This window comes from Oceanobacillus sp. FSL K6-2867 (assembly GCF_037963145.1).
Lineage (GTDB): Bacteria > Bacillota > Bacilli > Bacillales > Amphibacillaceae > Oceanobacillus.
The window spans coordinates 586,650-612,480 of the sequence record NZ_CP150144.1 but is presented as its reverse complement, the minus strand read 5'-3'; the positions used below and the strand labels follow the sequence as shown (position 1 = coordinate 612,480).

At 37.9% G+C, this 25,831-nt stretch carries 30 protein-coding genes; 19 read left to right on the top strand and 11 right to left on the bottom strand.

Annotated features, from left to right (window positions below):
• Nucleotides 1–8: 8 nt before the first annotated feature.
• The 3 genes from NSQ77_RS02840 (at nt 9) to NSQ77_RS02830 (ending at nt 2,792) form a co-directional block, all read left to right on the top strand.
• The gene (locus NSQ77_RS02840; RefSeq protein WP_339228718.1) at nt 9–395 is read left to right on the top strand and encodes an ectoine synthase; all 387 of its coding nucleotides are present in this window, start codon (nt 9–11) and stop codon (nt 393–395) included.
• 168 nt (nt 396–563) lie between these two features.
• A complete protein-coding gene (locus NSQ77_RS02835) occupies nt 564–1,286 on the top strand; it encodes a sulfite exporter TauE/SafE family protein (RefSeq protein WP_339228717.1) in 723 nt (240 codons plus the stop codon).
• 450 nt (nt 1,287–1,736) lie between these two features.
• Complete coding sequence (locus tag NSQ77_RS02830; protein ID WP_339228716.1) at nt 1,737–2,792, top strand: M42 family metallopeptidase; 1,056 nt, start codon at nt 1,737–1,739, stop codon at nt 2,790–2,792.
• Nucleotides 2,793–2,861: 69 nt separating this feature from the next.
• On the opposite strand, the gene NSQ77_RS02825 is transcribed toward NSQ77_RS02830, so the two are convergent.
• The gene (locus tag NSQ77_RS02825; protein WP_339228715.1) at nt 2,862–3,509 is read right to left on the bottom strand and encodes a hemolysin III family protein; all 648 of its coding nucleotides are present in this window, start codon (nt 3,507–3,509) and stop codon (nt 2,862–2,864) included.
• 136 nt (nt 3,510–3,645) lie between these two features.
• Between NSQ77_RS02825 and NSQ77_RS02820 the strand changes: the two genes are divergently transcribed.
• The 4 genes from NSQ77_RS02820 (at nt 3,646) to NSQ77_RS02805 (ending at nt 6,296) form a co-directional block, all read left to right on the top strand.
• A complete protein-coding gene (locus tag NSQ77_RS02820) occupies nt 3,646–4,239 on the top strand; it encodes a DUF1836 domain-containing protein (protein ID WP_339228714.1) in 594 nt (197 codons plus the stop codon).
• The gene (locus NSQ77_RS02815) at nt 4,229–5,209 is read left to right on the top strand and encodes an LLM class flavin-dependent oxidoreductase (RefSeq protein WP_339228713.1); all 981 of its coding nucleotides are present in this window, start codon (nt 4,229–4,231) and stop codon (nt 5,207–5,209) included. The genes NSQ77_RS02820 and NSQ77_RS02815 overlap by 11 nt, the downstream gene beginning before the upstream one ends.
• A 68-nt stretch (nt 5,210–5,277) precedes the next feature.
• Nucleotides 5,278–5,547, top strand: a complete 270-nt coding sequence (locus NSQ77_RS02810) for a GlsB/YeaQ/YmgE family stress response membrane protein (RefSeq protein WP_339228712.1) — start codon at nt 5,278–5,280, stop codon at nt 5,545–5,547.
• 137 nt (nt 5,548–5,684) lie between these two features.
• Nucleotides 5,685–6,296, top strand: coding sequence for a DedA family protein (locus tag NSQ77_RS02805; RefSeq protein ID WP_339230924.1), 612 nt, complete (start codon nt 5,685–5,687; stop codon nt 6,294–6,296).
• A gap of 83 nt (nt 6,297–6,379) precedes the next feature.
• Here the strand turns inward: NSQ77_RS02805 and NSQ77_RS02800 are convergent, their stop codons facing one another.
• On the bottom strand, nt 6,380–6,637 hold the full coding sequence (locus tag NSQ77_RS02800) for a hypothetical protein (RefSeq protein ID WP_339228711.1): 258 nt from the start codon (nt 6,635–6,637) through the stop codon (nt 6,380–6,382).
• Nucleotides 6,634–6,756 carry a hypothetical protein gene (locus NSQ77_RS02795; protein ID WP_339228709.1) on the bottom strand — a complete coding sequence of 41 codons (123 nt, stop codon included), beginning with the start codon at nt 6,754–6,756 and terminating at the stop codon, nt 6,634–6,636. Before NSQ77_RS02795 ends, NSQ77_RS02800 begins: the two co-directional genes overlap by 4 nt.
• Nucleotides 6,757–6,862: 106 nt before the next feature.
• On the opposite strand from NSQ77_RS02795, the gene NSQ77_RS02790 reads away from it, so the two are divergent.
• The 5 genes from NSQ77_RS02790 to NSQ77_RS02770 all read left to right on the top strand — a co-directional run bounded on the left by NSQ77_RS02790 (nt 6,863) and on the right by NSQ77_RS02770 (nt 10,469).
• The gene (locus NSQ77_RS02790) at nt 6,863–7,213 is read left to right on the top strand and encodes a flagellar basal body rod protein (RefSeq protein ID WP_339228708.1); all 351 of its coding nucleotides are present in this window, start codon (nt 6,863–6,865) and stop codon (nt 7,211–7,213) included.
• Between the two features lie 70 nt (nt 7,214–7,283).
• Entirely contained in the window at nt 7,284–7,916 is a 633-nt protein-coding gene (locus NSQ77_RS02785) for a PspA/IM30 family protein (protein ID WP_339228707.1), read from the top strand.
• A 149-nt stretch (nt 7,917–8,065) separates the two neighbouring features.
• A complete protein-coding gene (gene liaF, locus NSQ77_RS02780) occupies nt 8,066–8,794 on the top strand; it encodes a cell wall-active antibiotics response protein LiaF (protein WP_339228706.1) in 729 nt (242 codons plus the stop codon).
• A complete protein-coding gene (locus NSQ77_RS02775) occupies nt 8,791–9,840 on the top strand; it encodes a sensor histidine kinase (protein WP_339228705.1) in 1,050 nt (349 codons plus the stop codon). The genes liaF and NSQ77_RS02775 overlap by 4 nt, the downstream gene beginning before the upstream one ends.
• Nucleotides 9,837–10,469 (top strand): response regulator transcription factor, encoded by a 633-nt coding sequence (locus NSQ77_RS02770; protein WP_339228704.1) that lies wholly within the window; start codon nt 9,837–9,839, stop codon nt 10,467–10,469. Before NSQ77_RS02775 ends, NSQ77_RS02770 begins: the two co-directional genes overlap by 4 nt.
• A 130-nt stretch (nt 10,470–10,599) precedes the next feature.
• Here the strand turns inward: NSQ77_RS02770 and NSQ77_RS02765 are convergent, their stop codons facing one another.
• Nucleotides 10,600–11,646, bottom strand: coding sequence for an aromatic acid exporter family protein (locus tag NSQ77_RS02765; RefSeq protein WP_339228703.1), 1,047 nt, complete (start codon nt 11,644–11,646; stop codon nt 10,600–10,602).
• A 181-nt stretch (nt 11,647–11,827) separates the two neighbouring features.
• Here NSQ77_RS02765 and NSQ77_RS02760 point away from each other — a divergent pair, with 181 nt between their 5' ends.
• The 7 genes from NSQ77_RS02760 (at nt 11,828) to NSQ77_RS02730 (ending at nt 20,954) form a co-directional block, all read left to right on the top strand.
• Nucleotides 11,828–11,932 (top strand): YhfH family protein, encoded by a 105-nt coding sequence (locus NSQ77_RS02760; RefSeq protein ID WP_339228702.1) that lies wholly within the window; start codon nt 11,828–11,830, stop codon nt 11,930–11,932.
• A gap of 75 nt (nt 11,933–12,007) precedes the next feature.
• On the top strand, nt 12,008–13,612 hold the full coding sequence (gene aceB, locus NSQ77_RS02755) for a malate synthase A (protein WP_339228701.1): 1,605 nt from the start codon (nt 12,008–12,010) through the stop codon (nt 13,610–13,612).
• The gene (gene aceA / locus NSQ77_RS02750; protein WP_339228700.1) at nt 13,609–14,886 is read left to right on the top strand and encodes an isocitrate lyase; all 1,278 of its coding nucleotides are present in this window, start codon (nt 13,609–13,611) and stop codon (nt 14,884–14,886) included. Before aceB ends, aceA begins: the two co-directional genes overlap by 4 nt.
• Nucleotides 14,887–15,245: 359 nt before the next feature.
• Complete coding sequence (locus NSQ77_RS02745; RefSeq protein WP_339228699.1) at nt 15,246–16,514, top strand: NlpC/P60 family protein; 1,269 nt, start codon at nt 15,246–15,248, stop codon at nt 16,512–16,514.
• 280 nt (nt 16,515–16,794) lie between these two features.
• A complete protein-coding gene (locus NSQ77_RS02740; RefSeq protein ID WP_339228698.1) occupies nt 16,795–18,294 on the top strand; it encodes a BCCT family transporter in 1,500 nt (499 codons plus the stop codon).
• A 394-nt stretch (nt 18,295–18,688) separates the two neighbouring features.
• Nucleotides 18,689–19,984, top strand: coding sequence for a hemolysin family protein (locus NSQ77_RS02735; protein WP_339228697.1), 1,296 nt, complete (start codon nt 18,689–18,691; stop codon nt 19,982–19,984).
• A 163-nt stretch (nt 19,985–20,147) separates the two neighbouring features.
• The gene (locus tag NSQ77_RS02730) at nt 20,148–20,954 is read left to right on the top strand and encodes a VLRF1 family aeRF1-type release factor (RefSeq protein ID WP_339228696.1); all 807 of its coding nucleotides are present in this window, start codon (nt 20,148–20,150) and stop codon (nt 20,952–20,954) included.
• A 179-nt stretch (nt 20,955–21,133) separates the two neighbouring features.
• Here the strand turns inward: NSQ77_RS02730 and NSQ77_RS02725 are convergent, their stop codons facing one another.
• The 7 genes from NSQ77_RS02725 to NSQ77_RS02695 all read right to left on the bottom strand — a co-directional run bounded on the left by NSQ77_RS02725 (nt 21,134) and on the right by NSQ77_RS02695 (nt 25,460).
• On the bottom strand, nt 21,134–21,580 hold the full coding sequence (locus tag NSQ77_RS02725; RefSeq protein WP_339228695.1) for an SH3 domain-containing protein: 447 nt from the start codon (nt 21,578–21,580) through the stop codon (nt 21,134–21,136).
• Nucleotides 21,581–21,658: 78 nt separating this feature from the next.
• Nucleotides 21,659–22,003, bottom strand: a complete 345-nt coding sequence (locus tag NSQ77_RS02720) for a CrcB family protein (RefSeq protein ID WP_339228694.1) — start codon at nt 22,001–22,003, stop codon at nt 21,659–21,661.
• Complete coding sequence (locus NSQ77_RS02715) at nt 22,000–22,383, bottom strand: CrcB family protein (RefSeq protein ID WP_339228693.1); 384 nt, start codon at nt 22,381–22,383, stop codon at nt 22,000–22,002. The genes NSQ77_RS02720 and NSQ77_RS02715 overlap by 4 nt, the downstream gene beginning before the upstream one ends.
• Nucleotides 22,380–22,793 carry a Fur family transcriptional regulator gene (locus NSQ77_RS02710; RefSeq protein ID WP_339228692.1) on the bottom strand — a complete coding sequence of 138 codons (414 nt, stop codon included), beginning with the start codon at nt 22,791–22,793 and terminating at the stop codon, nt 22,380–22,382. Before NSQ77_RS02710 ends, NSQ77_RS02715 begins: the two co-directional genes overlap by 4 nt.
• Nucleotides 22,794–22,834: 41 nt before the next feature.
• Nucleotides 22,835–23,665, bottom strand: coding sequence for a metal ABC transporter permease (locus tag NSQ77_RS02705; RefSeq protein WP_339228691.1), 831 nt, complete (start codon nt 23,663–23,665; stop codon nt 22,835–22,837).
• A gap of 16 nt (nt 23,666–23,681) precedes the next feature.
• Nucleotides 23,682–24,437, bottom strand: a complete 756-nt coding sequence (locus NSQ77_RS02700; protein WP_339228690.1) for a metal ABC transporter ATP-binding protein — start codon at nt 24,435–24,437, stop codon at nt 23,682–23,684.
• Between the two features lie 63 nt (nt 24,438–24,500).
• Entirely contained in the window at nt 24,501–25,460 is a 960-nt protein-coding gene (locus NSQ77_RS02695; RefSeq protein ID WP_339228689.1) for a zinc ABC transporter substrate-binding protein, read from the bottom strand.
• Between the last annotated feature and the right edge of the window lie 371 nt (nt 25,461–25,831).

The following is a 25,831-nucleotide window of genomic DNA, read 5'->3' as shown; positions in this document are numbered from 1 at the left end:
AATGTACTATGATCGTTAAATCATTAGAAGAAATTATTGGAACAGAGGACGAAACATTCAGTGAAAACTGGTCGAGCCGCAGATTTATATTGAAGAAGGATGGCGTTGGTTTTAGTATGAACGATACGATTATTAAAGCTGGTACGGATAACTTTTTCTGGTATAAAAATCATATTGAAGCAGTTTATTGCATCGAGGGAGAAGGGGAAATTGAAAAGGTGGAAACTGGAGATGTTTACCAAATTAAGCCTGGAACAATGTATCTGCTGAATGATAATGATAAGCATCGTCTTCGTGCACGTACACAAATGCGAATGGTTTGTGTATTCAACCCGCCATTAGTTGGGACAGAAACACATAATGAGGAAGGGTACTATCCGCTTTTAGTTGAATAATAGTTTGATTTAGGCCATCTGATTCATATCAGGTGGCTTCTTCTTTGTAAATATCGTTCATATATAAATAAGATCCACCCCTCTATTTTTACCGAGCAGAACAAAAAACACCTGATTCATGCTATGATGAAATATGTACAAGATCATGCAGGCTAGAGGGTGTACATATTGGAAACGATATTTTTATTTATTACGATTATTTTAGTTGCTTCTATTCTCCAAACAAGTACTGGGTTTGGCTTTTCGATTATGGCTACACCATTTTTGCTTATGTTATTTTTACCTCAAGAAGCAATCCAGATAAATATTATTTTATCCTTAATTATTTCGATTGCATTAGTATATAAAATTAGAAGAGATATTGATTTTAAGATTGTAAAGCGATTTACGTTAGGAAGTTTAACTGGCATTCCTGTAGGTGTCATCATTATTACAGCTATCGAGGATATGAACATTTTCAAGCTGGGAATTAGTATCCTTATTTTGCTTTTAACCGTGCTGTTAATGCTAAATTTCAAAGTAAAGCCAACTCCAATAAGAGATTTCATCGTTGGAGGGATATCTGGCGGGTTAACAACGAGTGTTGGCATGCCTGGACCACCATTATTATTATATTTTACTGGAGCAGATACGGAAAAAGCAAAGCTGCGGGCAACAACTTTAGCATTTTATCTCTTTATTTATCTTGTCAGTCTTATAACGCAAATCATTTTTACGGGTACAAATATAGTGATTTGGGAATCGAGTTTATATGCGGTTCCGTTTGTGGTTTTAGGGTTATTCCTGGGACAGCTTCTGTTTAAATGGATTAATCAAAAGGTTTTCAGACTGTTTACATACATTCTATTATTGTTTACAGGGATTTTCCTTTTACTAGAGAGTTTATTTTAAACATGCATACACTTTTTAGAATCAGAAGTAGGGATTTTAGAAAAATTTACATACGTACAAATACCTAGGATGTATTTAGAAATGCAATCACATCCTAGGGTTTATTTAAATGTTAATAGTTCGCGATTAAATTTCATATATTGTAAAACAGCACCTCCAACAAAATGCCCTGCAAGTGTGAATGCTGTAATCCAAGTGTATCTGCAATAACTCGAATATAATCTGATAGTCGATCGATCATATGAATAACGATTCCGCGGTTTGTCTGATTGACCAAATCCTCTTAAATCAATTCCAATACAGCGTTATTCCATTCCAGGCAAAACATTAAGCCCATATTCAAAAAGTGGCTAGGATAAGAACTAATTCGAACAATAATAAAAGGTATTTACTGTTCAGGCAGTTATATTAACGATAAAATAAGGATATCGATTAAAAGGAGTGATCCAGGTGACGACATATCCAAATGTTACCGAAACTAAAGAACTAATTAAACAATTAGTATCGATTCCAAGTCCATCAGGAAATACGTTTAAAGTAATTCAGTTCGTTGAACAATTTTTACAGGACTTAAATGTAGAAACAAAACGTAATCGCAAGGGTGGTCTAATTGCGACTTTGTCTGGTGAAAACAATGACGAGCATAGGATGCTGACTGCCCATGTAGATACATTAGGAGCGATGGTAAAAGAGATAAAAAGCAATGGTCGTCTTCGCCTTGATTTGATTGGCGGTTTTCGCTATAACTCGATTGAAGGGGAGTATTGTGAAATTCATACATCGAATGGAAAAGTTATTACCGGAACTATTTTAATGCACCAAACCTCCGTTCATGTGTATAAAGATGCCGGCGACGCCAAACGTGATCAGACGAATATGGAAGTGCGGATTGATGCGAAGGTTGAAAGTGCAGAAGAGGTTCGGGCACTTGGGATTGAGGTTGGGGATTTTATTTCCTTTGATCCACGGGTACAGCTGACTGACAATGGATTTATTAAATCACGTCATTTAGATGATAAAGCAAGTGTAGGCATTTTATTGCAGCTTATTAAACGAATTAAAGAGGAAGGAATTACGCTTCCATACACAACGCATTTTCTAATTTCCAATAATGAAGAGATTGGCTATGGAGGTAACTCAAATATTACACCCGAAACTGTCGAGTATTTAGCGGTGGACATGGGAGCAATGGGGGATGGCCAATCGACGGATGAGTATACCGTGTCTATTTGTGTCAAGGATGCGAGCGGCCCATACCATTATGGATTGCGAAAGCGTCTCGTTGAGCTGGCTGAAGCAAATGATATCGGCTATCAATTGGATATTTATCCTTTTTATGGTTCAGATGCGTCCGCAGCAATTCGCGCAGGCCACGATATTATTCACGGATTAATTGGTCCGGGAATAGACTCATCACATGCCTTTGAGCGAACCCATGAAAGCTCACTTATTCAAACTGAAAATTTGTTGTTTCATTATGTGCAATCGGATATGGTTGGTTATTAACTTGGAGTGATGAACATCTCAAAAAAAAGGGCTATCTCATTTTTTGAGATAGCCCTTTAAAATACATTTTTATAGTACGTACCCGTAAATACATATGAAATGGAATAGGGTGCCAAGCAAGATAAAAATATGAAAAATTTCATGGAAACCGACATGCTTAAATTCCAGAAATGCGGGTTTCAGCCAATAAATAACTGCTCCAATAGTATAAATCAGACCTCCGGCAATAAGGTAGAACATACCGTTTGTTCCAATAATCGGCGCAAGTGATCCGCTGAAAAACACAACTATCCAGCCCATGATTACATAAAGAGCGGTTGATAGCCATCTTGGTGCATGAAACCAAACTAGTTTAAAAATAACCCCAGCAATTGCAAGTCCACTGATTACACCAAATAAAACCCAGCCTGTTACACCATTCAAGCTGATTAAACAAAACGGTGTATATGTCCCAGCAATCAGAACAAATATCATTGAATGATCGACCCGTCGTAAAAATGCGATGATTCGGTCCTTTGCTATAACCATGTGATATGTAGCAGAGGCGGCATATAAGAGAATCATGCTAATTCCAAAAATAATAACTGCTGTTATGGCTAGTGCTGATTCTGTTGTCGTCAGAGCTTTCATTACCAGTGCGACAAGTCCCGCAATGGATAATATTGCCCCGAATAAATGCGTAAATCCATTGATCGGTTCCCGAACGTAATTATTCAAATTAACACCCCTATAATGATAAGTAGTTTTAAAAACTATATATACATAATAAACGTATTATAAGATGTAGTCAATGTTTACTTTGATAAAATTTCGCTTTATAATGAAGATACTTTAAATAAATGAGGTTGTTAGGATGAAACATAAACATGAATGGATGGAAACACTCCATTTAGATAACCAGCTGTCACTGGAGGATATACCAGATTTGGATTTGTATATGGATCAGGTAATTCAGCTATTTGAGAAGAAGTTTGCAGATCAAAAGCGGAATGAAAATGAAAAAATACTTACAAAAACAATGATTAATAATTACGCTAAAGGGAAATTATTTTTTCCGATTAAAAATAAGAAGTATTCGAAGGAACATTTGATGCTGATAAGCATGATCTACCAAATGAAAGGTGCATTATCAATCAATGATGTGAAATTGACACTTGAAAGACTGAATACAAAAATAACGGACGAGACTTTTGATCTTCAGCAGTTCTACAGCAGTTATTTGGAAATAATGAATGTCAACCATACTATGTTTGAAAAGGATCTGCACGAGCACATGACAGAGGTTGAAACAGAAGTTACTAAAGTGAATCGCGATGATGAAGGATATTTGGAACAAGTACTGCTCATAGCAACCCTTACGAATATGAGTAATTTTTACCGAAAGGCTGCAGAGAAACTTGTGGATGAAATGACTCAAAAGGAACAAGGTGATAAGAATGAAGCTTAGTATATTGGACCAGGCACCAATCGCAAAAGGGTATACTGCGAAAGAAGCGTTAGAAGCATCTGTTGAGCTTGCTATGCTTACTGACCGCCTGGGCTATAAACGGTATTGGGTAGCAGAGCATCATGAGCTTGATGGATTAGCAAGTCCAGCGCCGGATATTCTCCTTGGAATCATTGGATCGCGCACAGAAACAATTCGAATAGGATCTGGAGCTGTTTTACTACCAAATTATAAACCGTATAACGTGGCAGAAAGATACCATGTGCTAGCAACATTATTTCCTGGGCGGGTAGATTTAGGTATTGGTCGAGCACCTGGCGGAACGGCTGAGGTTTCAATTGCACTAGCTGGGAATTTTTTGGAGAAAGTAAAGAATATGTCTAAGCTATTAGACGAATTGCTTCATTTTATCCATCGTGATTTTCCAGAAGATAATATGTTTGCAAAAATTGTCGCCACGCCACTTCCAGAGGTAGCACCAGTTCCATGGCTTTTAGGGACGAGTGAAAAAAGTGCACAGCTCGCTGCTGAAAAAGGTCTTCCATATGTATTTGGTCATTTTATGAGCGATGCAGATGGACCAGCTATCGTTAAAAGCTATTTTGATCATTGTGTAACTGATAAAGCAAAGGCTATCGTAACGGTCAATGTTATTTGTGCTGAAACGATAGAAGAAGCAGAAAAAATTGCACAAAGTAATTTGCATTGGAAAGTCCTTCAAGCGAAAGGTGAAGGAAAGAAAGGTGTTCCTTCCATCGCAGAGGCGGAACAATTTCAGTATACGAATGAAGAAATGAAAATAATCGAAAAAGAGAAGCAAAATCAAATCATCGGTGACCCCGAACATGTTAAGCGGGAACTCGAGAAGCTGCAAAAACGTTATAATGTGGACGAATTCATGATCGTTACAATTACCCATAGCTATGAAGCAAGGAAAAGGTCGTACGAGTTACTAGCAGAGCTTTTTTGATAATGTATGTTACTGAAAAAATTGGTTAAACTACTCCTGCAAAATAAAGATGAAGGAGGAGTAGTAAAATGGGATTTATTTGGTCATTAATTATTGGAGGAATTCTTGGATGGGTAGCTAGTCTAATTACAGGGCGTGACATTCCAGGAGGAGTTTTCGGAAATATCATCGCAGGTATTATCGGTGCATGGCTCGGAACACTTCTTCTTGGTCAATGGGGGCCGGTGATGGGAGGATTTTATATTGTCCCTGCTTTAATTGGAGCGATTGTGCTCATCTTAGTTGTGAGCTTTGTAATGCGAAGTATGCGTCGTAATACGAAGTCAGCAGAAAGCTGAAGGTAATAAAAATTGTAAAAGAACCCTTTTCAAAGAGGGTTCTTTTTCTTTTGCTTTTAATTTAATCAAGCATAAAAGTCGATCTCTAACAATACATATTAATGGACAAGCACATGTACTTGAAGGTGGTGGGGATGATAGAAAATTGGGTTACAGATATTATGGAGAAGCTTGGATACTTAGGAGTTTATCTTATGATGGTCTTGGAAAATGTTTTTCCCCCGATTCCATCAGAAATTGTACTGCCATTTGGCGGCTTTCTGACAACCTATACTGATTTAACAGTTTTAGGTGTTGTTGTTGCTGCAACTGCAGGCTCCGTAATTGGTGCAATGATCTTATATAGTATTGGTATGCTGCTCGATATAGAACGATTAGAAAGAATTGTAGATCGCTGGGGACATATTCTGCGATTGAAAAAGGAAGACGTTCGAAAGGCAGATGCCTGGTTTGACAAATATGGCTATTGGACTGTCTTATTTTGCAGAATGGTACCAATTGTTCGAAGCTTGATCTCCATTCCGGCTGGTATGGCTCAGATGAATTTTTGGCTTTTCCTGTTATTTACAACCATTGGCACAATAATGTGGAACATTATTTTAATCACGCTAGGAGCAGCACTTGGAGCTAATTGGCAAAACATAATTGGATTTATGAATCTTTATAAGGATTTCGTTTATGCAGCACTCATTATTGGAACGATTCTATTTATTATCTGGCTTATTTGGAAAAAGAGAAAGAGGAAGTAAAAAAAGTATTTTACTTCCTCTTTCTCCTGCCACTTCTGCTCTATCCCCATTGTAGCACCATTCGCAGCTGAAACAGCACCATCCTAGACCCAAACAGCACCCCCAGCCGAAACAGCACCATCTCCGACCGAAACAGCGCCATCCCGGACCCAAACAGCACGACCCCCAGCTGAAACAGCACCATCCCGGACCCAAACAGCACCACCCCCAGCTGAAACAGCACCATCCCGGACCGAAACAGCACGACCCCTAGCTGAAACAGCACCACCCCCAGCCGAAACAGCACCATCCCGGACCCAAACAGCACCACCCCCAGCTGTAACAGCACCATCCCGGATCAAAACAGCACCACCCCAGCCGAAACAGCACCATCTCCGACCGAAACAGCGCCATCCCGGACCCAAACAGCACCACCTCCAACCAAAATAACACCATCCAGCCCGAAGACCCGAAGACGCACACCACCCTAAGCCCCAAGACCTAGTCCAAAATATTACTCAGGCTCATTATCGAAGGCCATCTAAACCGGTAAGATGGAATCAAGATAAAGAAAGGAGGCAAACGAAATGAAAAAATTTATGTTGTTTATCGGAGGGTTAATTGCCCTGTTTATATTATTAGCAAACATTGGACCAATGGTGCTCTTAGCGCTTAGCGTTTGGTTGCTGTATGTATGCTTTAAGAAATTTGTAAAAACCGATTCGACACTGGCAAAAGTTGGCTGGACATTAGTTGGTTTGCTTGTGTTAAGTATTACGTTCTCCAATCTATATGCTGTTATGGGAGTAGCTGCAGCATACGCGCTCTACCTTATTTACAAAAACTGGAATAAAGAAGAAAGTCCGGTTGTTCATGTTGTAGAAGATGATGATCCATTCACAAATTTTGAAAGACAATGGGCTGAATTAAATAAGTAAACAAAATGTATCATAAACAAATTAGAAACCACCACCCTTAAATAAACTGTAGAAAAAAGGAGAGATTTTTATGTCAACAAATATTTTCACACGCATTAAAGATTCCATATCTGCTGATCTTCATACAATGATGGATAAAAAGGAACAAAAAAATCCGATTGCTGCATTAAATCAATATCTACGTCAAAGCGAGCAAGAAAAAGAAAAGGTTCGAAAACTTATTGACCGTCAGTATAAATTAAAAGAAGAATTTTCCCGTGAATATTTGAAAGCACAAGAATTAGCTGATAAACGCTTAAAACAAGCGGCAATCGCTGAAAAGGCAGAGGAACAAGCCATGCATGAATTTGCGATGAAAGAATATGAGGAGTACCAAGCTCGTGCTGATCGTATGAAAGCATCAAGAGAAGAAGCAATTGAACAGCTAGAAACATTAGAGCAAAAGTACGAAGATATGAAACATCGTTTAAAAGATATGCACTTGCGGCGCATGGAATTAATGGGACGCGAAAATATAGCCAAAGCAAACCACCAAATTAATCGAGTAGTTGAGGATACTTCAGAAAAGCCATTCTCAAAATTTGCTGAGATGGAGCAGTACATCGAGAACCTTGAATACAAAGTGAACAGCTCATACTACCGCAGCACATTTGATAATAAAATCGCTGCACTTGAAAAAGAACTAAACGAAAATACAAACTAATACGCAAAAATCATACGTGCAGAAAAAATTAAAAACATGATATACTAATACAGGCGCAGAAATTCCCTGCGTCTGTATTGTTTAGAAATAGCAAATAAGCTCCACTATTAAAATACCACTACATAATTATTCCAAAGGAGGATTACAAAATGTTCAAAAGACTAACCACAGATTATTTCAACTGGATATTGATCATTGGTGTGATCCTCCTAATATTTGAGATTGCCTTTTATTTCGGTGGCTCAATCATTCCAGCATTATTTTCTGCATTGTTTGTGTATATTGGCTGGAAGAATTTTCACAAGCTATGGGGGAAAATTGTATTCTGGATAGCGCTTGTCAGCCTCGTTTTTTCGGTGCTAAACCTGCTTGCAGTGCGCTTTTTAATTATCGCCGCTATTATTATTTTTATCATTAACTATTCAAAGTCCAAAAACGAAGCAACTCAATTTGAACCGATTCTTCCGGATGGCGAAAAGAAATATGAAACGATCTTGAAAGTGGATCCGTTATTCGATCATAAGTTATTTGATGACCAATTAACCGAAGATGTTGCTTATCAGTGGAAAGATATAAATATTCATGGGGCATTTGGCGATCGGATTATTGACTTAAGTAATACAGTATTGCCTAATGATACAGCTGTTATATCAATTCGCCATGTAATTGGAAATATCGAAATTTATGTGCCTTATGAAGTTGAAGTAAGCATTCATCATAGCTCGGTGTTTGGTAAAGCTCATATTTTAGGGAAACATCATCTAAAGTTAATGAATAAATCAATCCACTATCAAACAGCAAATTACGATACAGCATATCCGCGTGTGAAAATAATTACCTCACTTTTTTCTGGAGATATTGAGGTGAAACGGATATGAATACAATTTTCAAGCATATTTTAATGGCAGTTGCTTGCAGTTTATTACTAGCAGTTACATTGGTGCTTATTACCTTCTTTGGCTTTTCGCTTGATGAGGCAGTGGGCTGGAAATTACTTTGGCAGCAGAAAATCGGGGATGTCTCTTTTTTACTCGCAATTGTAGTAATAGCAATCATGTTTGGTACAATTATCGGTTTTACGACAGGCTGGTATTGGAAGCAAAGATTAACCCAAATTGATCGAAAGCTGGATGTCATGATAAAGGGCGGGAAGCTATCAGCGATTGAAGAATCGTATAAAGAATTGGATAGTATTGAACACAGGATGTATCAGTTGCAGGAAAAAATCCGAAATCAAGCAGAAAATGCACAGCGACTTGCGACCGAAAGAGCAAACGAGCGAGAACAGAGCCTCCAAGAGATTGTTGTGCAAGAACGTAATCGGCTTGCACGTGAGTTGCATGATTCTGTCAGTCAGCAGCTTTTTGCCGCATCCATGCTTATGTCTGCTATTAATGAAACGGGTTTACTGGAGGACCAAGGATTAAAAAAACAACTGGAAATGGTTGAAAAAATGATTCATCAATCACAGCTGGAAATGCGGGCATTGCTACTTCATTTGCGTCCTGTTGCCCTAAAAGGAAAGACGCTGCAGGAGGGTGTTGAAGAGCTATTGCTTGAACTGACGCAAAAGGTTCCAATGGAAATTGAAACAAAAGTAGAAGATTTTAAAGTTGATAAGGGTGTAGAGGATCAACTGTTTCGTATTTTACAGGAGTCCTTATCAAACACCCTACGACATTCTAGGGCAACAACATTGCATGTTTTGCTGATTGAGCGAGATGAAACTATTATTTTACGTGTTACTGACAATGGGGTTGGCTTCAAAACTGATGCTGTAAAAACAAGCTCTTATGGGATGCAAAATATGCGGGAACGTGCCTATGAGGTCGGCGGAACATTCAAAGTCATTAGTTTACCAAATGAAGGTACTCGATTAGAAGTGAAGGTCCCTGTACTAAGGAAGGAGGATGCTGAAACGTGATTAAAGTATTGTTTGTTGATGATCATGAAATGGTGCGTATTGGTGTTTCCGCTTATCTTTCTGCACAGCCGGATATAGATGTCGTTGCGGAAGCAGATGATGGTGCTCCAGCTGTTGAATTAGCACTGGAATTGCGCCCGGATATTATCTTAATGGATTTAGTAATGAAGGAAATGGATGGTATCGAAGCAACAAAGAGAATTATCGAAAAATGGCCTGAAGCAAAAATTATTATTGTAACAAGCTTTCTCGATGACGAAAAAGTATATCCCGCACTTGAAGCCGGTGCAACCAGCTATATGTTAAAAACATCAAAGGCCAGTGAAATCGCGAAAGCAATCCGCGCTACCCACGGCGGCCAATCAATCCTTGAACCGGAAGTAACCGGGAAAATTATGAACCGTATGCGGCATAAACCGGAAGCAGCCCTCCATGACCAATTGACAGAGCGAGAAATGGAAATTTTACTGCTGATCGCTCAAGGGAAAACGAATCAGGAGATAGCTGATGAATTATTCATTGCGCTGAAGACCGTGAAAGTGCATGTGAGTAATATTTTAGGTAAGCTTGAAGTGCAGGATCGCACACAGGCAGTCATTTATGCTTTTCAAAATAACCTTGTGAAATAAGCAGCCGCTCTAAATCGTGAGCGGCTCTTCTTTTTGTTTAGGTCTGAGAAATTAGCGTATTTAAGTAGCCAAAACAGCCGCCATTACAAAGTACTATACCATCCCCGCAAGCGTTCTTTTCCCTCCGGAGCTAACCGTGTGCTTCTGCTTTGGCACCTGTATGCTCATAGGAATAAAATCTTTCAACCATTTGATAAATGGAAACTAATTCATATAAAATAATTAATTCAGGTGGGAAATTCGTCAGGGATGAAAGATTGCTCCTTATGGTTTCCTCACTGTCCTCCCAAAATAAATCGGTAATTTCTTTTAATTGTCTATGATGAATCGAAATGATAAAGAATTCATCACCCTGTAATCGTTTGGTGGCCCCATATACAGCATTCATGATTGTTTTTCTTTCCAATTCTGTCCATGATAAATTCGTAATTGAACTACGAATTAAATTATTTAAATGATAATGAATGATTCGTAAACTGTTTAATTGGTGCTGTAATTGTTCAAACTGTTCCTGTTCCGTTTCAAGAAGAGGATGGAATTTTGCCTCGTCTCTTTGAAACCGACTTAGTTGTTCTGTCTGCAGCAAGGCATGATCAGTTTTATTTAAATTCTCCTTTATTAAAGCGTTATTATCCCGTTTCCCTTCTAAAATAGCTTGGAAGGTTTGTTCAATCAGATTTGCAGTATCAATTCGGATTGTTTTAACCCTTTTAAAAATATGCAACCGATATTTCGGCGGCAGAATGAACATGTTTACCAAGGTTGATACAGCAAGTCCAATTGTTGTGGTTCCCAATCGAATAAAAAATGAAACTAAAAAGTTGCTGTGAATCACTTCCACCATTGCTACAGCAGTTAAGGTAGCAACAAGTAAACCAGCATGAAGCTTTAAACGAAAACAAGTAACAATGGTACAGACTGTCGCAAGTGTATAGGTGATCGGTGAGTTACCGAAAAGAGAGATAAATAGCACCGCGTAAGCAGAGCCTATTGCCGATGCTGGAAAACGTACCAGCCCTTTTTTTATTGAATCAGAAACAGTAGGCTCTACAGTTACAATGGCAGTGATGACGGCGAATACTGGTGGCCAGCCAATCCATTGACAAACAAGTGCTGTTAAGAATACGGCAACACCTGTTTTAAAAATCCTATCCCCAATAAATGAAAAAAATTTCATGATGACTCCACTCCAACTAAACAGGTTCTTAGACGTCCATGTCACGTACCTATTTTCTTACTTCTGATAAAAAATTTCAAACTTTTATAAAAAATGGTTGCATTATTTTTTGAAATCACATAGACTGTATTATAACAAATAAACAATTTTGGAAATTGTTATATAAAAGGAGGGAGATTACATGAAAAAATATGAAAAGCTGTCCTGTCCAGAATGCGGTAAAGAGGTTGATTCTAAAAGCTATACAATGGAATGTGATTACTGTCTGTCAAAGAAGGAGGATTAAATTTTTTTATCATCTTTGTTATATAACAATAAATATTAATATTGGTTATAATATAACAGTTATGGAGGAGAGAAAATGCTTATAAATCAAACCAAGGTTCAAATCCATCATGAAAAGCAGTTTAACGAAATTCTAACACCTCAAGCAATGGAGTTTCTGGAGAAGCTGCATCACCATTTTGAAGAACGTCGCAAAAACCTATTGGAGATTAGACAGCAAATTCAAAAGAAGCTGAATGGGGGGAGACATCTGCAATTTCTTTCAGAGACAAAACATGTTCGGGAAGGAAGTTGGACAATTGACCAGCTCCCGAGAGATTTGCGGGATAGAAGGGTTGAAATAACTGGACCTGTAGACCGCAAAATGATTATCAATGCGTTGAATTCAGGTGCTAAAACCTTTATGGCGGATTTTGAGGATGCTACATCGCCGACGTGGGAAAATGTAATGAATGGGCAAATCAATTTAAAAGATGCAATTCGTCGAACAATTGATTTTGAGGCGGACAATGGAAAAAAATATGTGCTGCAAAATAAACCTGCTGTGTTAATTGTACGGCCTCGCGGCTGGCATTTAGATGAGAAGCACTTAACAGTTGAGGGCAAGCCGATGTCTGCAAGTCTAGCAGATTTTGGAATTTATTTTTTTCATAATGCAAAGGAATTGCTTTCGAGAGACTCAGGGCCATATTTTTATTTGCCCAAAATAGAAAATCATCTGGAAGCACGCCTGTGGAATGATATATTTATTTTTTCACAAAATGAGCTAGGTATTTCACAAGGGACAATTAAGGCTACTGTTCTTATTGAGACAATAACAGCTGCATATGAAATGGATGAAATTTTATATGAGATTCGTGAACATGCTGCTGGTTTGAATTGTGGACGTTGGGATTATATATTCAGCTATATTAAAAAATTTCATAAGCATCCAGATCGAATTCTCCCTGATAGGTCAACTGTTACGATGGAAGTTCCATTTATGAGATCATACTCATTACTTGCAATCCAAACTTGTCATAAGCGTAAAGCGATGGCGATCGGTGGAATGGCAGCCCAAATACCAGTTAAAAACGATGATGCTGCTAATAAAGTCGCATTTGATAAGGTTCGTGCAGATAAGGAAAGGGAAGCAAATGATGGGCATGATGGTACATGGGTTGCACATCCAGGTATGGTTCAGCTTGTCAAAGATATTTTTGATAAAGCGATGCCACAATCAAACCAAATTGATAAGAAACGAGAAGATGTCCACGTAACAGCAGAAGATTTGGTCCGGTTACCTGCTGGTGAAATCACAGAAGAAGGCCTGCGAACCAATATTAATGTTGGAATTCAATACACGGCAGCATGGCTTAGTGGAAGGGGAGCTGTACCAATCAACAATTTGATGGAGGATGCAGCTACTGCGGAGATATCTAGAGCACAAGTATGGCAATGGATTCGCTATCCAAAAGGTGTGCTTGCTGACGGGAGAAAAGTAACGATGGAACTAGTCGCGACAATCATGCAAGAAGAACTTATGGAGATCGAAGACCAAATTGGTACAGCTGCTTATCAGAAGGGGAATTTCAGACAGGCAGCGAGGATATTTGATGAGCTTATCAAGCAAGATACCTTTTCCGAATTTTTAACAATACCAGCATATAAGGAATTATTAAAAGGGGGAAATGAATCATGACAAATCAACGTATAGAACATTTACAAAAAAGCTGGAAAGAGGATCTTCGCTGGGCAGGTATAGAACGACCTTATACAGCAGAAGAGGTTATCCGTTTAAGGGGTTCCATTGATTTAGAATATACATTAGCATCACGAGGAGCAAAGAAGCTGTGGGAATCGATTAATACAGATGATTATGTAAACGCATTAGGAGCACTTACTGGAAATCAAGCTGTACAGCAAGTAAGGGCAGGGCTAAAAGCAATTTACTTAAGTGGCTGGCAGGTTGCAGCAGATGCGAACTTAGCTGGACAAATGTATCCTGATCAAAGCCTGTACCCGGCTAACAGTGTACCAAATGTAGTTAAGCGGATTAACCAGGCATTACAGCGAGCAGATCAGATTCATTTTTCGGAAGGAAATACAGATACGGATTGGTTTGTACCAATTGTAGCGGATGCAGAAGCAGGTTTTGGCGGGCAGCTTAATGTATTTGAATTAATGAAGTCGATGATTGAATCTGGTGCGGCTGGCGTACACTTTGAAGATCAGTTATCTTCGGAAAAGAAATGCGGGCATTTAGGTGGTAAGGTCTTGCTGCCGACGCAAACAGCAGTAAAGAACTTAATTGCAGCGCGTTTTGCTGCAGATGTAATGGGGACCCCGACAGTTATTATTGCTCGGACAGATGCCAATGCTGCGGATATGATTACAAGTGATGTAGACCCGTATGATGCACCATTTATTCAAGGGGAACGAACATCTGAAGGATTTTATCGAACAAAGGCTGGTATTGATCAGGCAATTGCTCGAGGATTAGCATATGCACCATATTCGGATATGATTTGGTGTGAAACTTCGGAACCGAATATGGAAGAGGCAAGACATTTTGCTGATGCAATCCATGAGAGATATCCAAATAAGCTATTGGCATACAATTGTTCTCCGTCCTTTAACTGGAGGCGTAAACTTTCCGAAAATGAGATTGCTAACTTCCAAAAGGAGCTTGGAAAAATGGGTTACAAATTTCAGTTTGTAACATTGGCAGGATTCCATGCCCTTAATCATAGTATGTTTGAGCTAGCAAGGAGATACAAAGATGAAGGAATGGCAGCATATTCTGAATTACAACAGGCTGAATTTGCGAGCGAAAAGCATGGTTATAGTGCAACAAGACATCAGCGTGAAGTGGGAACTGGCTACTTTGATGAAGTAGCACAAGTAATTTCAGGTGGAACTGCATCAACGACCGCGCTGAAAGGGTCGACGGAAGCTGCACAATTTACAAGCTGATAATCCCGGTATTAATGTAGTTCTAGATGCCTGATATATTGATGGGAATGATAAAAAAATACTTATCCTAAATAAATGGGATAAGTATTTTTTTATAGGACATTTTTGTTGAATTTTTTCGATATCTGCGGGGGTGTTTGGTTAGGATATGAAGAAAATCAGGCGAATTATGTCGTTTTTGAAATATAATTGTAACATTACTATAATATGAATGTCATTTTACAATGCTATAATGCATATTGCCTAGAAAAATTAATACATAATTAAAAAACAATCACATAGCTTTAGCAATACTTAATACATAGAAGATTACATAAAAAGAGCTTTGCGGTGTGAAATGGGAAGCGGGGAAATGAAAGTTGAGAAAGACATTTATGGCATTATCCACTGTTGCAGTGGTTGGTTTAGGTAGTACTTTATTCACTGTATCAGCCCAAGCAGAATCCATTCAAGATATTGAAAATAAGCAAGCACAAATTCAAGAAGAGCGAGACGCAATTAAAGCAAACCTATCAGATGCTGATAGTAAAATAGCAGAGGTTTTAATAGATTTAGAAAAATTGAATGAAGAGATTGAAAAGGTAAATAAAGCCTTAAAAGAAAACCAAAAACAAATGGATCAAACAAATGAATCTATTTCTGAAAAAGAAGAAGAGGTAGCTCAGCTGGAAAAAGAAATTAAAGTATTGGAAGAGGCAATTGAAAAGCGTTTTGAAATCTTAAAGGAACGCGCTGTATCCTATCAGCAAAGCGGCGGGGATATCAGTTACCTTGAAGTGATTTTCGGATCACAGAGCTTTGGTGACTTTATTAGCCGTGTTTCGGCAGTAAATAAAATTTCAGAGTCTGACAGTACATTAATCAAAAAGCAAGAAGAAGATAAAGCTGCTGTTGAAGAAAAACAGGATGCTGTACTTGCGAAATTAGATGAATTAAACGAAATGAAGGTTGAAATCGAAGGAATGCTTGCTTTAGTTGAAGATCAAAAAGCTTCAAATGAAGATAAGGAAGAAACACTTCAAGCAAAGGAAAATGATTTGCGTTCATTAAAAAATGAACTTCAGGTAGAAGATTCTAAGCTTGCAACATTGGAAAAAGATGTAAAAGCTAGTTTGCAAGCTGCAGTAGAGCCTGCACCTGAAACAGAAGTTGCAAGTGCTGATACAAATGAAAATACAGATACAGCTTCATCGGAAAAAGCTGCATCTGGTGGAGAATTACAAACATTAAGCAAAGAATCAACATCAAGACCTGCAGCATCTGGAAATATCAATACAGCAATTAACGCTGGATTCTCTCACCTTGGAACACCATATGTTTGGGGAGGTAAAGGACCAGGAGGCTTTGATTGTTCTGGGTTCGTATCTTGGGCATTTGCTCAAGCAGGAACTTCTATTCCTTCAAGCACTACGGGGTTAGCGACAACAGGTTCAAAAGTATCTTCTAGCAGTATGCAGCCTGGCGATCTAGTATTCTTTGACACATACAAAAAGAATGGCCATGTTGGAATCTACCTTGGTGGCGGTAAGTTTATCGGTGCACAAAATTCTACAGGATTAGCTGTTGCTGATATGACAAGCGGTTACTGGGCAAGCAAGTTCTCAGGTCATGTTCGCAGTGTAAAATAATAGTTTAATAGAAGAACCACTCTGAAGATAGTCAGAGTGGTTTTTTGTATTTATAAAAGTGAAGAATTGGGCGCGTAAATAGTAAATTCTAAGGTTTAGTTGTTTGTTAGTGCTTCCTTTTGTATATCAAAACGATAAACATTTATATCTGCGCCTTTTAACCTGAAAAAAATCGAAACAGCAAAAAGTGGTTTAGACGGTTGTCAAGCAGGTAATATAATATATGCTGTAATCGTGAAGATTTTACAGTGAAATTTCAGCTGACGAGAGGAACACACAAATGAAAAATAAATCATTTTTAAATCCAGTATTTTTTGTTTCGGCTATTATCATATTTCTGCTCGTTATTATTGGAGCAGTTGCATCTTCAAGATTTGGGAAAATTGCTGAGACACTATTTAATTTTACAACAACGAATTTTGGATGGTTTTATTTACTTGCAGTATTTAGTTTTATCGCATTTCTAATTGGCCTTGCAGTAAGCAAATATGGAAGACTGAGACTTGGAGCAGTCAATTCTCGTCCGGAATATCCTTTTTTCACATGGATTGGTATGCTCTTTTCAACAGGGTTTGGCTCTGGTCTTGTATTCTGGGGAGTTGCAGAACCGATGAGCCATTTTTTAAATACGCCTTTTCCCGGGCTTGAGCCTCAGACTCCAGAGGCAGCAAGAGTAGCAATGGGATATGCATTCTTCAACTGGGGTATTAGCCAATGGTCAGTGTTTGCGATAGTGGGTCTTGTCATTGGTTATGTACAATTTAGAAAAGAAAAAAATGGTCTTATTTCCACTTCGATTCGACCTGTAGTCGGTTCTAAAAAACTAGTTGCGAATACGGTGGATTCTTTTGCCGTTATCGCAACCGTAATGGGAGTCGCAACTTCATTAGGTCTCGGAATTTTACAGATGAATGGTGGGATGACTTCGATATTCGGTCTGCCAAATTCAATTGGAATTCAAATTGTCATTGCATTAGTAATGCTTATTACTTATTTATCTTCTTCGATTACCGGTCTGAATAAAGGGATGAAATGGTTGAGTAATATTAATCTTGCAGCTTGCCTTATTTTGCTGCTGTTTGTTTTCATTGCAGGTCCAACGGTATTTATATTAGAAACCTTTGTTTTAGGGTTAGGAGATTATTTAACAAATTTTATTCATTATAGCTTTCGAATGACACCGTATGAAGGTGGTACATGGGTACAAGAGTGGACAATTTTCTACTGGGCTTGGGTAATCTCCTGGTCACCATTTGTAGGGGCTTTTGTTGCACGCGTTTCACGGGGAAGGACTATCCGAGAGTTTATTTTTGGAGTACTTGTTGTTCCACCTGGGATTGCCTGTTTATGGATAGCTGTCTTTGGAGGAACAACGCTCTACAGTGATTTAAATCTTGGAACACAAATAGCGGGGGCTGTAGATGTAGATTTAGCAGTAGCCTTATTTGAAACCTTTGGAACATTGCCACTGTCGACAATATCTTCGGTATTAGCTGTTTTGCTCATCTTTACATTTTTAGTAACCTCTGCAGACTCAGCAACCTATATAATAGGAAGCATGACATCAAGAGGAAGCATCAATCCATCTATAATTACAAAAGTAATCTGGGGTATTTTAATTACAGCAATTGCTGTTGTTCTGCTAATGGCAGGCGGGCTGGAAGCATTGCAAACTGCATCATTAACATCCGCATTGCCATTTACCATTATAATCATAATTATGATGATAGCATTTTTAAGGACTTTATCAAAAGACTTTAGAGATAAAACGAAACGTTGACAATGAAACAGCTGGAAATACAGCTGTTTTTTTGTGCGGAAAATCGTAGCACATGTACAAAGTATTACATTTCTATTTATATGGCTATATATAGTGGCTACATAAAAATACATACACCACTTATGGCTGAGGTTGAAACAGGTAGAACATAAAATTTACTATGTTAATTGTTCGTTAAATATAGACTCATATTTTTAAATATATTATAATCATTTTAGGGAAGTGGGTGATTCAGATGGGAAGGTAAAACAATATAACAGATTCAGCAATGATTCGGTGAATGTATTTTTTACCTATATGTTGAATCATCAATGTGCGGAGTTTCAATTTTATTATACTTAATTTTTAGAAATCAGGAGGTGAAGTCCTTGTGTGTCACACACAAGGACCTTAATTGGACATATCCACGATAGTGAATTTACTTGCAGTTGCTGTACTAATCGCAATGACCGCTTTTTTTGTAATGGCAGAATTTGCCATTGTAAAGGTGCGTAGTACACAACTTGAACCACATATTGAAAATGGTAAGAAAAAGGCGATTTATGCCAAACAGGTTGTTTCGCACCTGGACGAATACCTATCTGCCTGTCAACTTGGTATTACAATTACGGCGTTAGGTATTGGACGTTTGGCAGAACCTACATTTGAGCGAATGCTTCATTCGTTATTCGGAGCACTTGAACTTGGCAGTGCAGTTGTTACGACACTTTCAATTGTTGTATCATTTGCATTTGCTACGTTTCTCCACGTTGTTGTTGGGGAGCTTGCACCGAAGACATTGGCAATTCAAAAAGCAGAGCAGGTTACACTGTTTGTTGCAAGACCTTTAATGTGGTTCTATCGTTTGCTCTTCCCTTTCATTTGGTTCTTAAACGGTTCAGCTCGCCTCTTAACAAGGACTGTAGGATTAAAGCCTATGAGCGGTCACGAAGAGTCGCATAGCGAGGAAGAACTTCGCTTGATTCTTGCAGATAGCTATAAGAGTGGTGAGATCAATCAATCAGAAATGATGTATGTGAACAACATTTTTGATTTTGATGAACGTGTAGCAAGGGAAATAATGGTTCCTCGAACGGAAATGATTTATTTTTCAAAAGAGGACACTTTCGAAGCGAATCTTGATATTATGCGCGAGGGACAATTTACAAGATACCCTGTTGCGGATGAGGATAAAGATAATATAATCGGATTAGTAAATTTAAAAGAGATTCTTACTGGCAAGTTTGACGAGCATCGTCCTAATACAATTGAGAAATTTATACGTCCAATTATTCATGTATCAGAAGCCACACCAATTAAACAGCTACTGCTTAAAATGCAGAAGGAAAGAATCCATATGGCTATTGTAAATGATGAATATGGCGGGACGGCAGGTCTTGTTACAGTTGAGGATATTCTGGAAGAAATCGTAGGAGATATCCGAGATGAGTTTGACGAAGATGAACTGCCAGAGGTAGAACAAATCGATGAAAATACACATCTTGTTTCGGGTAAGGTTAGCTTGGAAGAAGTAAATCAGCTGCTAAACATTTACCTTGTTGATGATGAAGTCGATACAATCGGTGGCTGGTTCTTTACAAATAATCTGGAAGCCGAAGTTGGTACAGCAATGGAATATGATGGCTATGAATTTATTCTTGAAGAAAAGGATGGCTATCAGATTAAGCGAATTAAAATTGTTAAATTATAATGTGTGAAAAGAAGGCAAGCTCTTTAGGGCTTGTCTTCTTTGCTATGCATGCAGTGTTATTTATATTCCATAGTTCCCTTTGCGATTACTAGTCATTTTGTTAGGTTTAACGTTAGCGAATTTAGGATAAAGAAGTAGTACAATTTCTAATAGGAGGTTGCCTATGGATGTAAATGCTAAGTTAAAAGAACTGGAAAAAGTGAAAACAGAAGGGCGTAATAAGGTTTTTACAATGTACTTAAATACAGATAGAGCCGATCCAGATCAGCAAGGTGGGGAGTGGAAAATCCATTTAAAAAATGGCATGCGTAATTTTGAAAGCTATTTAAAAGAAGCTGATGATAAAGAAGAGTTAAATAATTTCCAACACGTAAAGGAAAAGGTAGAACGGTTTATTAAGGAAAACGAGCAGCATCAGTTAAAAGGGATTATTGTATTTGCAACTGCAGATGATGAAGTGTGGTATGCAGAAATCGTCCAAATGCGGTTGGAGAATGAATTTTATTGGCAAGAAACTCCAGAGCTGGATCAATTTCGCAAACTAAAGGAAACTTATCCTAAAACGGGAATTATTCTCGTGCAGCAGAATCAAATCAAGATTATTGATTCTTACCTTAACCAAATTAAAGATACCATTTCTTATGAGCTTGATGTTGAAACGGACACATGGAGAATAATGCAAGGACCACGTAAAGGTACTTCTGGTACAACTGGATTAGGTTCTGCTAATTTACAAAAGGACAAATTTGATGCGCGTTATGAAGTGAACCAACAGCGCTGGTATAAAGAAGTTGCCTCAAAAATAGACAAGCAGGCAAAAGACAGGGATTGGAAGAGAATCTATGTAGTAGGAGAGAATGGGGCTTCCAACGTACTTACCGATCAAATGAATAAACCGGTCGATGAAGTTATTCAGAAAAATATGCTTGATCATGAGGAATCAAAAGTAATGCAAGAAGTACTGGGCTAGGGATTGAGGAGAACAAAGTTAGAAACTTGGCACTCGTCAAAGAAATTCTTAGAAGGCGTTCTTTGCGTATATCTTGGAATGCAACCCTTTGGGTAAATGTCTTATCTGACCAAAAAGTGTCTAAGCGAATTGTCGCTTAGACACTTTTTGGCTATGCATTGTTCGATACATCTTAATACCTAATCTTCCTCACTTAAATATTTCTCATTTACATAGCCAGTAAAATCTGGCGTTGTTATTTTAACCCATTCGCTGCCATCATCTTCTACTTCTACTTCCTGGTCAATCGTTACAATTCCGACAATGTCATAATCTGTACCAGGGCCACTGCGGGCATTTAATAAATCAGCCGTAACGGTACGGGTAGAATAGGTAATCTCCTCAGATTCTTCCTCATCTTCTGTTTGTATCTTTTCGTTGTCATCAGAAGGCGACTTACTGGATTTATCATTTTTAGCTTCGTTTATAGTCGCAGAGCTATTTAGCGCAGTGTTAGCCATACTTTGCTTTTCGCTAGCAGCAAAGTCCGGATTCATAAAATTATGCTGCATAATGGCAACAAATGCTATAAATAGAGCACTGAAAATGAGTAATATTGTAAAAATGATACCTTTTTTTCTATCCATTTCTCACTTCTCCCAAAACTAATATCTAGAAGATAGTATACATGAAAGCATAGAAAAAAGAAAAGAAGAAATCAAAAATTAAAACACTTGAAGAACAAGGAGGACTATTGTAATGGAAACGAAAAAAGAGCTTAAAACATACCCAAATGCTTTCCAATATTTCTTTTTCAATAAGAGGTTCATTGTCTCATTCCCGAAGGTTGAAAATGTGGTATAGGCTCCACAAAATCCAACTCCAAAGAATAGCCAAATGCTATCGAAAGTTATTCCTTCTTGATTAAATTTAAATAAAAAAGCTAAAAACATGGAGCCGCTAATGTTGACAGCCCATGTTGCAATGATTCGTTTTTTTAGTTTAAGTGAGATGGAATACCTCACAATACTTCCGATAAATCCTCCGAGCGCAACGATAAGTATATTCATTGATTTACCTGCTTTCTAGAAGATAAATAGTAGCCTAGAAAACATAGTGCAAGTCCTGCAAAAAAAGAAATCAATATATAGCTGATTGCAATTACAACACTTTCATTCCATAATCTAGCTGTTTCAAGGGCCAGCGTAGAGAAAGTTGTAAATGAACCAATAACGCCGACAGTGAGTGCCGTTAACAACTCTGGAGACAGTTTTTGCTTAGTATATGGGTGATTTAAAAGAAAAGGAAGCATAAAACAGCCAATCAAATTTACGGTTAGCGTAGCGAAAGGGTAACCGTTCGTATCACCATAAAGCAATGAAATACTGTAACGGCCCCCTGCACCAAGCATGCCGCCTAATCCTACGGCTAAGAACAGTTTTATATTCATGCTGTTTTGCAATGTGGACATAAACCGTAGATTTCAAACTTATGTCCTTCAATAGCATAGTTGGCAAGTGTTTGCTGAACTTCATCCATTGGACAAACCTCGATTTCCTTTGTTTTTCCGCATGCATTACAGATAAAATGATGATGGTGATGATGTGTGCATTTCATTCGGAATTGTTTTTCACCATTTAGCTCTGTTGTTTCCAGTATTCCTACTTCATTATATAAATGAAGGTTACGGTAAACCGTATCAAAGCTGATCCCCTCATAGGTTTCTTCGAGATGATTAATTAAATCCTTGGCAGTACGGTATCCGTCAGCCTTCTCGAAAAAAGCGAGAATATCCTTTCTTCTTCCTGTCGTTTTATAGCCTTTATTTTTTAATAAATCAATCGCTTCATTGATGTTCATGCTAAATCCCCTCCTGGAATCGTTTGGGTTTAAGAGGTATGTCATAGACGAACTTTAAGTCGTTTTATCCCAATAGCAATTAATAAAATAATAATAGATACCATCACAATTGTCCCACCTGGCGGGATGGATAAATAGTATCCTGATATGAGTCCTATAATGACAGATAGCTCTCCAAATAAAATAGATAATAGCATCATTTGTTTAAAGCCTTTGGCAAGTCGCATGCTTGCGGCCACAGGTAATGTCATTAGTGCAGAAACAAGCAGTACACCGACTATTCGAATCGATGCAGCAATCACTAGTGCGGTAAGCACGATAAAAAGTAAATGAATCCGTTTTGAATGCAGTCCGGATACCGTTGCATGCTCTTCATCAAAAGATAATGTAAAAAGCTCCTTATAAAATAGAACTACTACTAGTATAACAAAAATTGCGATTGTAAGTATCATCAAAAAATCTTGCTGACTAACAGCGGAGACAGATCCAAATAAATAATTAAATAAATCTGTATTAAAACCATCAGCGACAGAAATGAAAATGACACTTAATCCAACCCCGCCAGATAAAATAATCGGGATTGCAAGCTCTTGGTATGCGTTATATACTGAGCGAAGCTTTTCTATGAGAATGGATCCGAGTACGGAAAAGGCCATACCACTATACAAGGGCCCAATCATTAATCCAAACTTCTTTTCTGCCATCAGCCCAAAGGCTATTCCGGCAAGAGTTACATGGGATAATGCATCTGCAATTAAAGACAAACGCCGCACAACGATAAACGTACCGAGGAGCGGGGCGAGAACTCCAATTAGCAATCCAGTTAAAAATGTATATCGTAAAAAGTCATATTGAAAAAAATCTGCTAGCATAATAGTTCCTCCAACATTAATGATTGTGACTAACAATATTCACGGGATGCCCATAAAATTGTGATAAGTCCCTTTCAGTTAAAGACGTGTATTCTTCCGGTTTTCCATGAAAGTGTAATGTTTTATTTAAACAAACGATATCTGTCGCATATTCTGTCATTGTGCCCGTATCATGTGTTACAAGCAACAATGTTTTATCTTGTTTTTGATGTAATTGGTGCAATAGCTCATAAAATCGTTTAACATTTTCATAGTCGATACCAACCGTAGGCTCGTCCAGAATAATTAATTCCGGGTCGCTGACCAGTGCCCGTGCAATAAAAATTCGTTGCTGCTGTCCGCCGGAAAGGTTTCCGATATTTTCATATGCATAATCAAGCATTCCTACTTGGTCGATTGCGTGTAATATTTTTTCTTTATGTGTTTTATTAAAAAATTTGAGGTAACCGATTGTTGCTGTTAGTCCAGAAGAAACCACTTCATAAACCGTTGCTGGAAAGCCTTTATTAAAGGCGTTCGCTTTTTGAGAAACAAACCCAATTTTATTGCGAGCTTGCAGTTTTTCTCCATGTTTATTAAAGATAGTAATGGAGCCTTGATCAGGCTTCAGCAAGCCAAGAATGAGTTTAATTAAGGTAGTCTTGCCTCCACCATTAGGACCGACTACACCCATAAAAGCCCCTCTGGGGATTTCGAAGTTAATCTGATCAAGTACTGTTTTATTTTCATAGGCGTAACTGACATTTTTCATTGTTACTGCAGGGTATTCCATATTGACACCTCTTTCTCTTAAATGAAGGAAGCATCTGCATTAAAACAGATGCTAAAGGATTGACTATTTTGTTGCTTGGTCGAGAACATCGAGATTATATTGCATTAAAGATAAATAATCTTCGTCATTAGCAATATCATCTTCCGTTAATACAGATAAATTATGAATCATTAAATTCTCGGCACCAATTTCATTCTGAATAACTTCGGAAACTCGATTGGAACTGTTCTGTTCAAAAATGATATAGTCTAGATTATAGCTATTCGCCTGATCGATAATTTCTGTTAATTCCTTTTGCGAAGGCTCGCTTTCAGAAGTTAATCCATTGATCGAGATTTGTTCAATTCCATAGCGCTCTTCCCAATAACCGAATGCTGCATGCGAGACTAAAATTTGTTTATTTTTCTTTTCATCTAATTTTCCCTGAAATGCTTCATCCAATGCAAGCAAATCTGTTTTCAATTTGCTAAAGTTTTCATTGTAATAGGCTTCTTTTTCAGGGTTAAGCGCAATTAGTTCTTCTTTAATGATAGATGCCATTTCAATCATTCGGACAGGATCAATCCAAATATGCGGGTCATGATCACCATGATGATGGCCGTCATGCGCATGACTATCTTCTGAAATTGCTCCATGTTCATGATTTTTTTCTTCAACATGGAATAGTTCTTCATGCTCGCCAATTTCAATCAATTGAACATCCTGTTTGGCCAAGGCCTCTGCAGCACTTTCGGCAAAGCTCTCCATTCCTGCACCTAAATAAATGAATGCAGTACTATCCGCAATAGCTGTAATATCTTTTGTTGTCGGCTCATAAGAATGGGCATCGACACCTGGAGGATAAACAGTTTTAGCTGCTACCGTATCTCCGCCGATTCGTTCGACAGCATATTGGATTGGATAGAGAGTTGTGAATATTTTAAGCTGACCATTATTTGCTTTTGAGCTTTGATCAGCCGAACTGCAACCAGCTATTAAAATACTAAATAAAATGATTAATATAAGACTTTTTAAAATTTTCATACATACAAACCCTTCTAAAACAATAAAGTAAATAATCCTTTCCTATCATAACGGAATCATTACGTTTTGTAAATAGGAATGGTTACGATGATGTTTTTTCAAGCAGTTACAAGCTGTAATATGCTCAAGTGTGAAACGTGGATTAGGCCTCATGGCAGCCATTTCGCTAGTTTTACCATTTCGAGGGATGCGTCACTCACCGAATAAAGTTTATGCTTTTGAAAAATGTTAAACTGGTAAATCACTTAGTTCTGATTATAAAAAGTCAATTAAATTTATTGCGAAATGTCAGTTATTCGTTTATAGTATAAATTAGATGGATAGAAAGCTGTCTTTTATTTTTTAATCAAAAATGAATGAGTATTCATTCA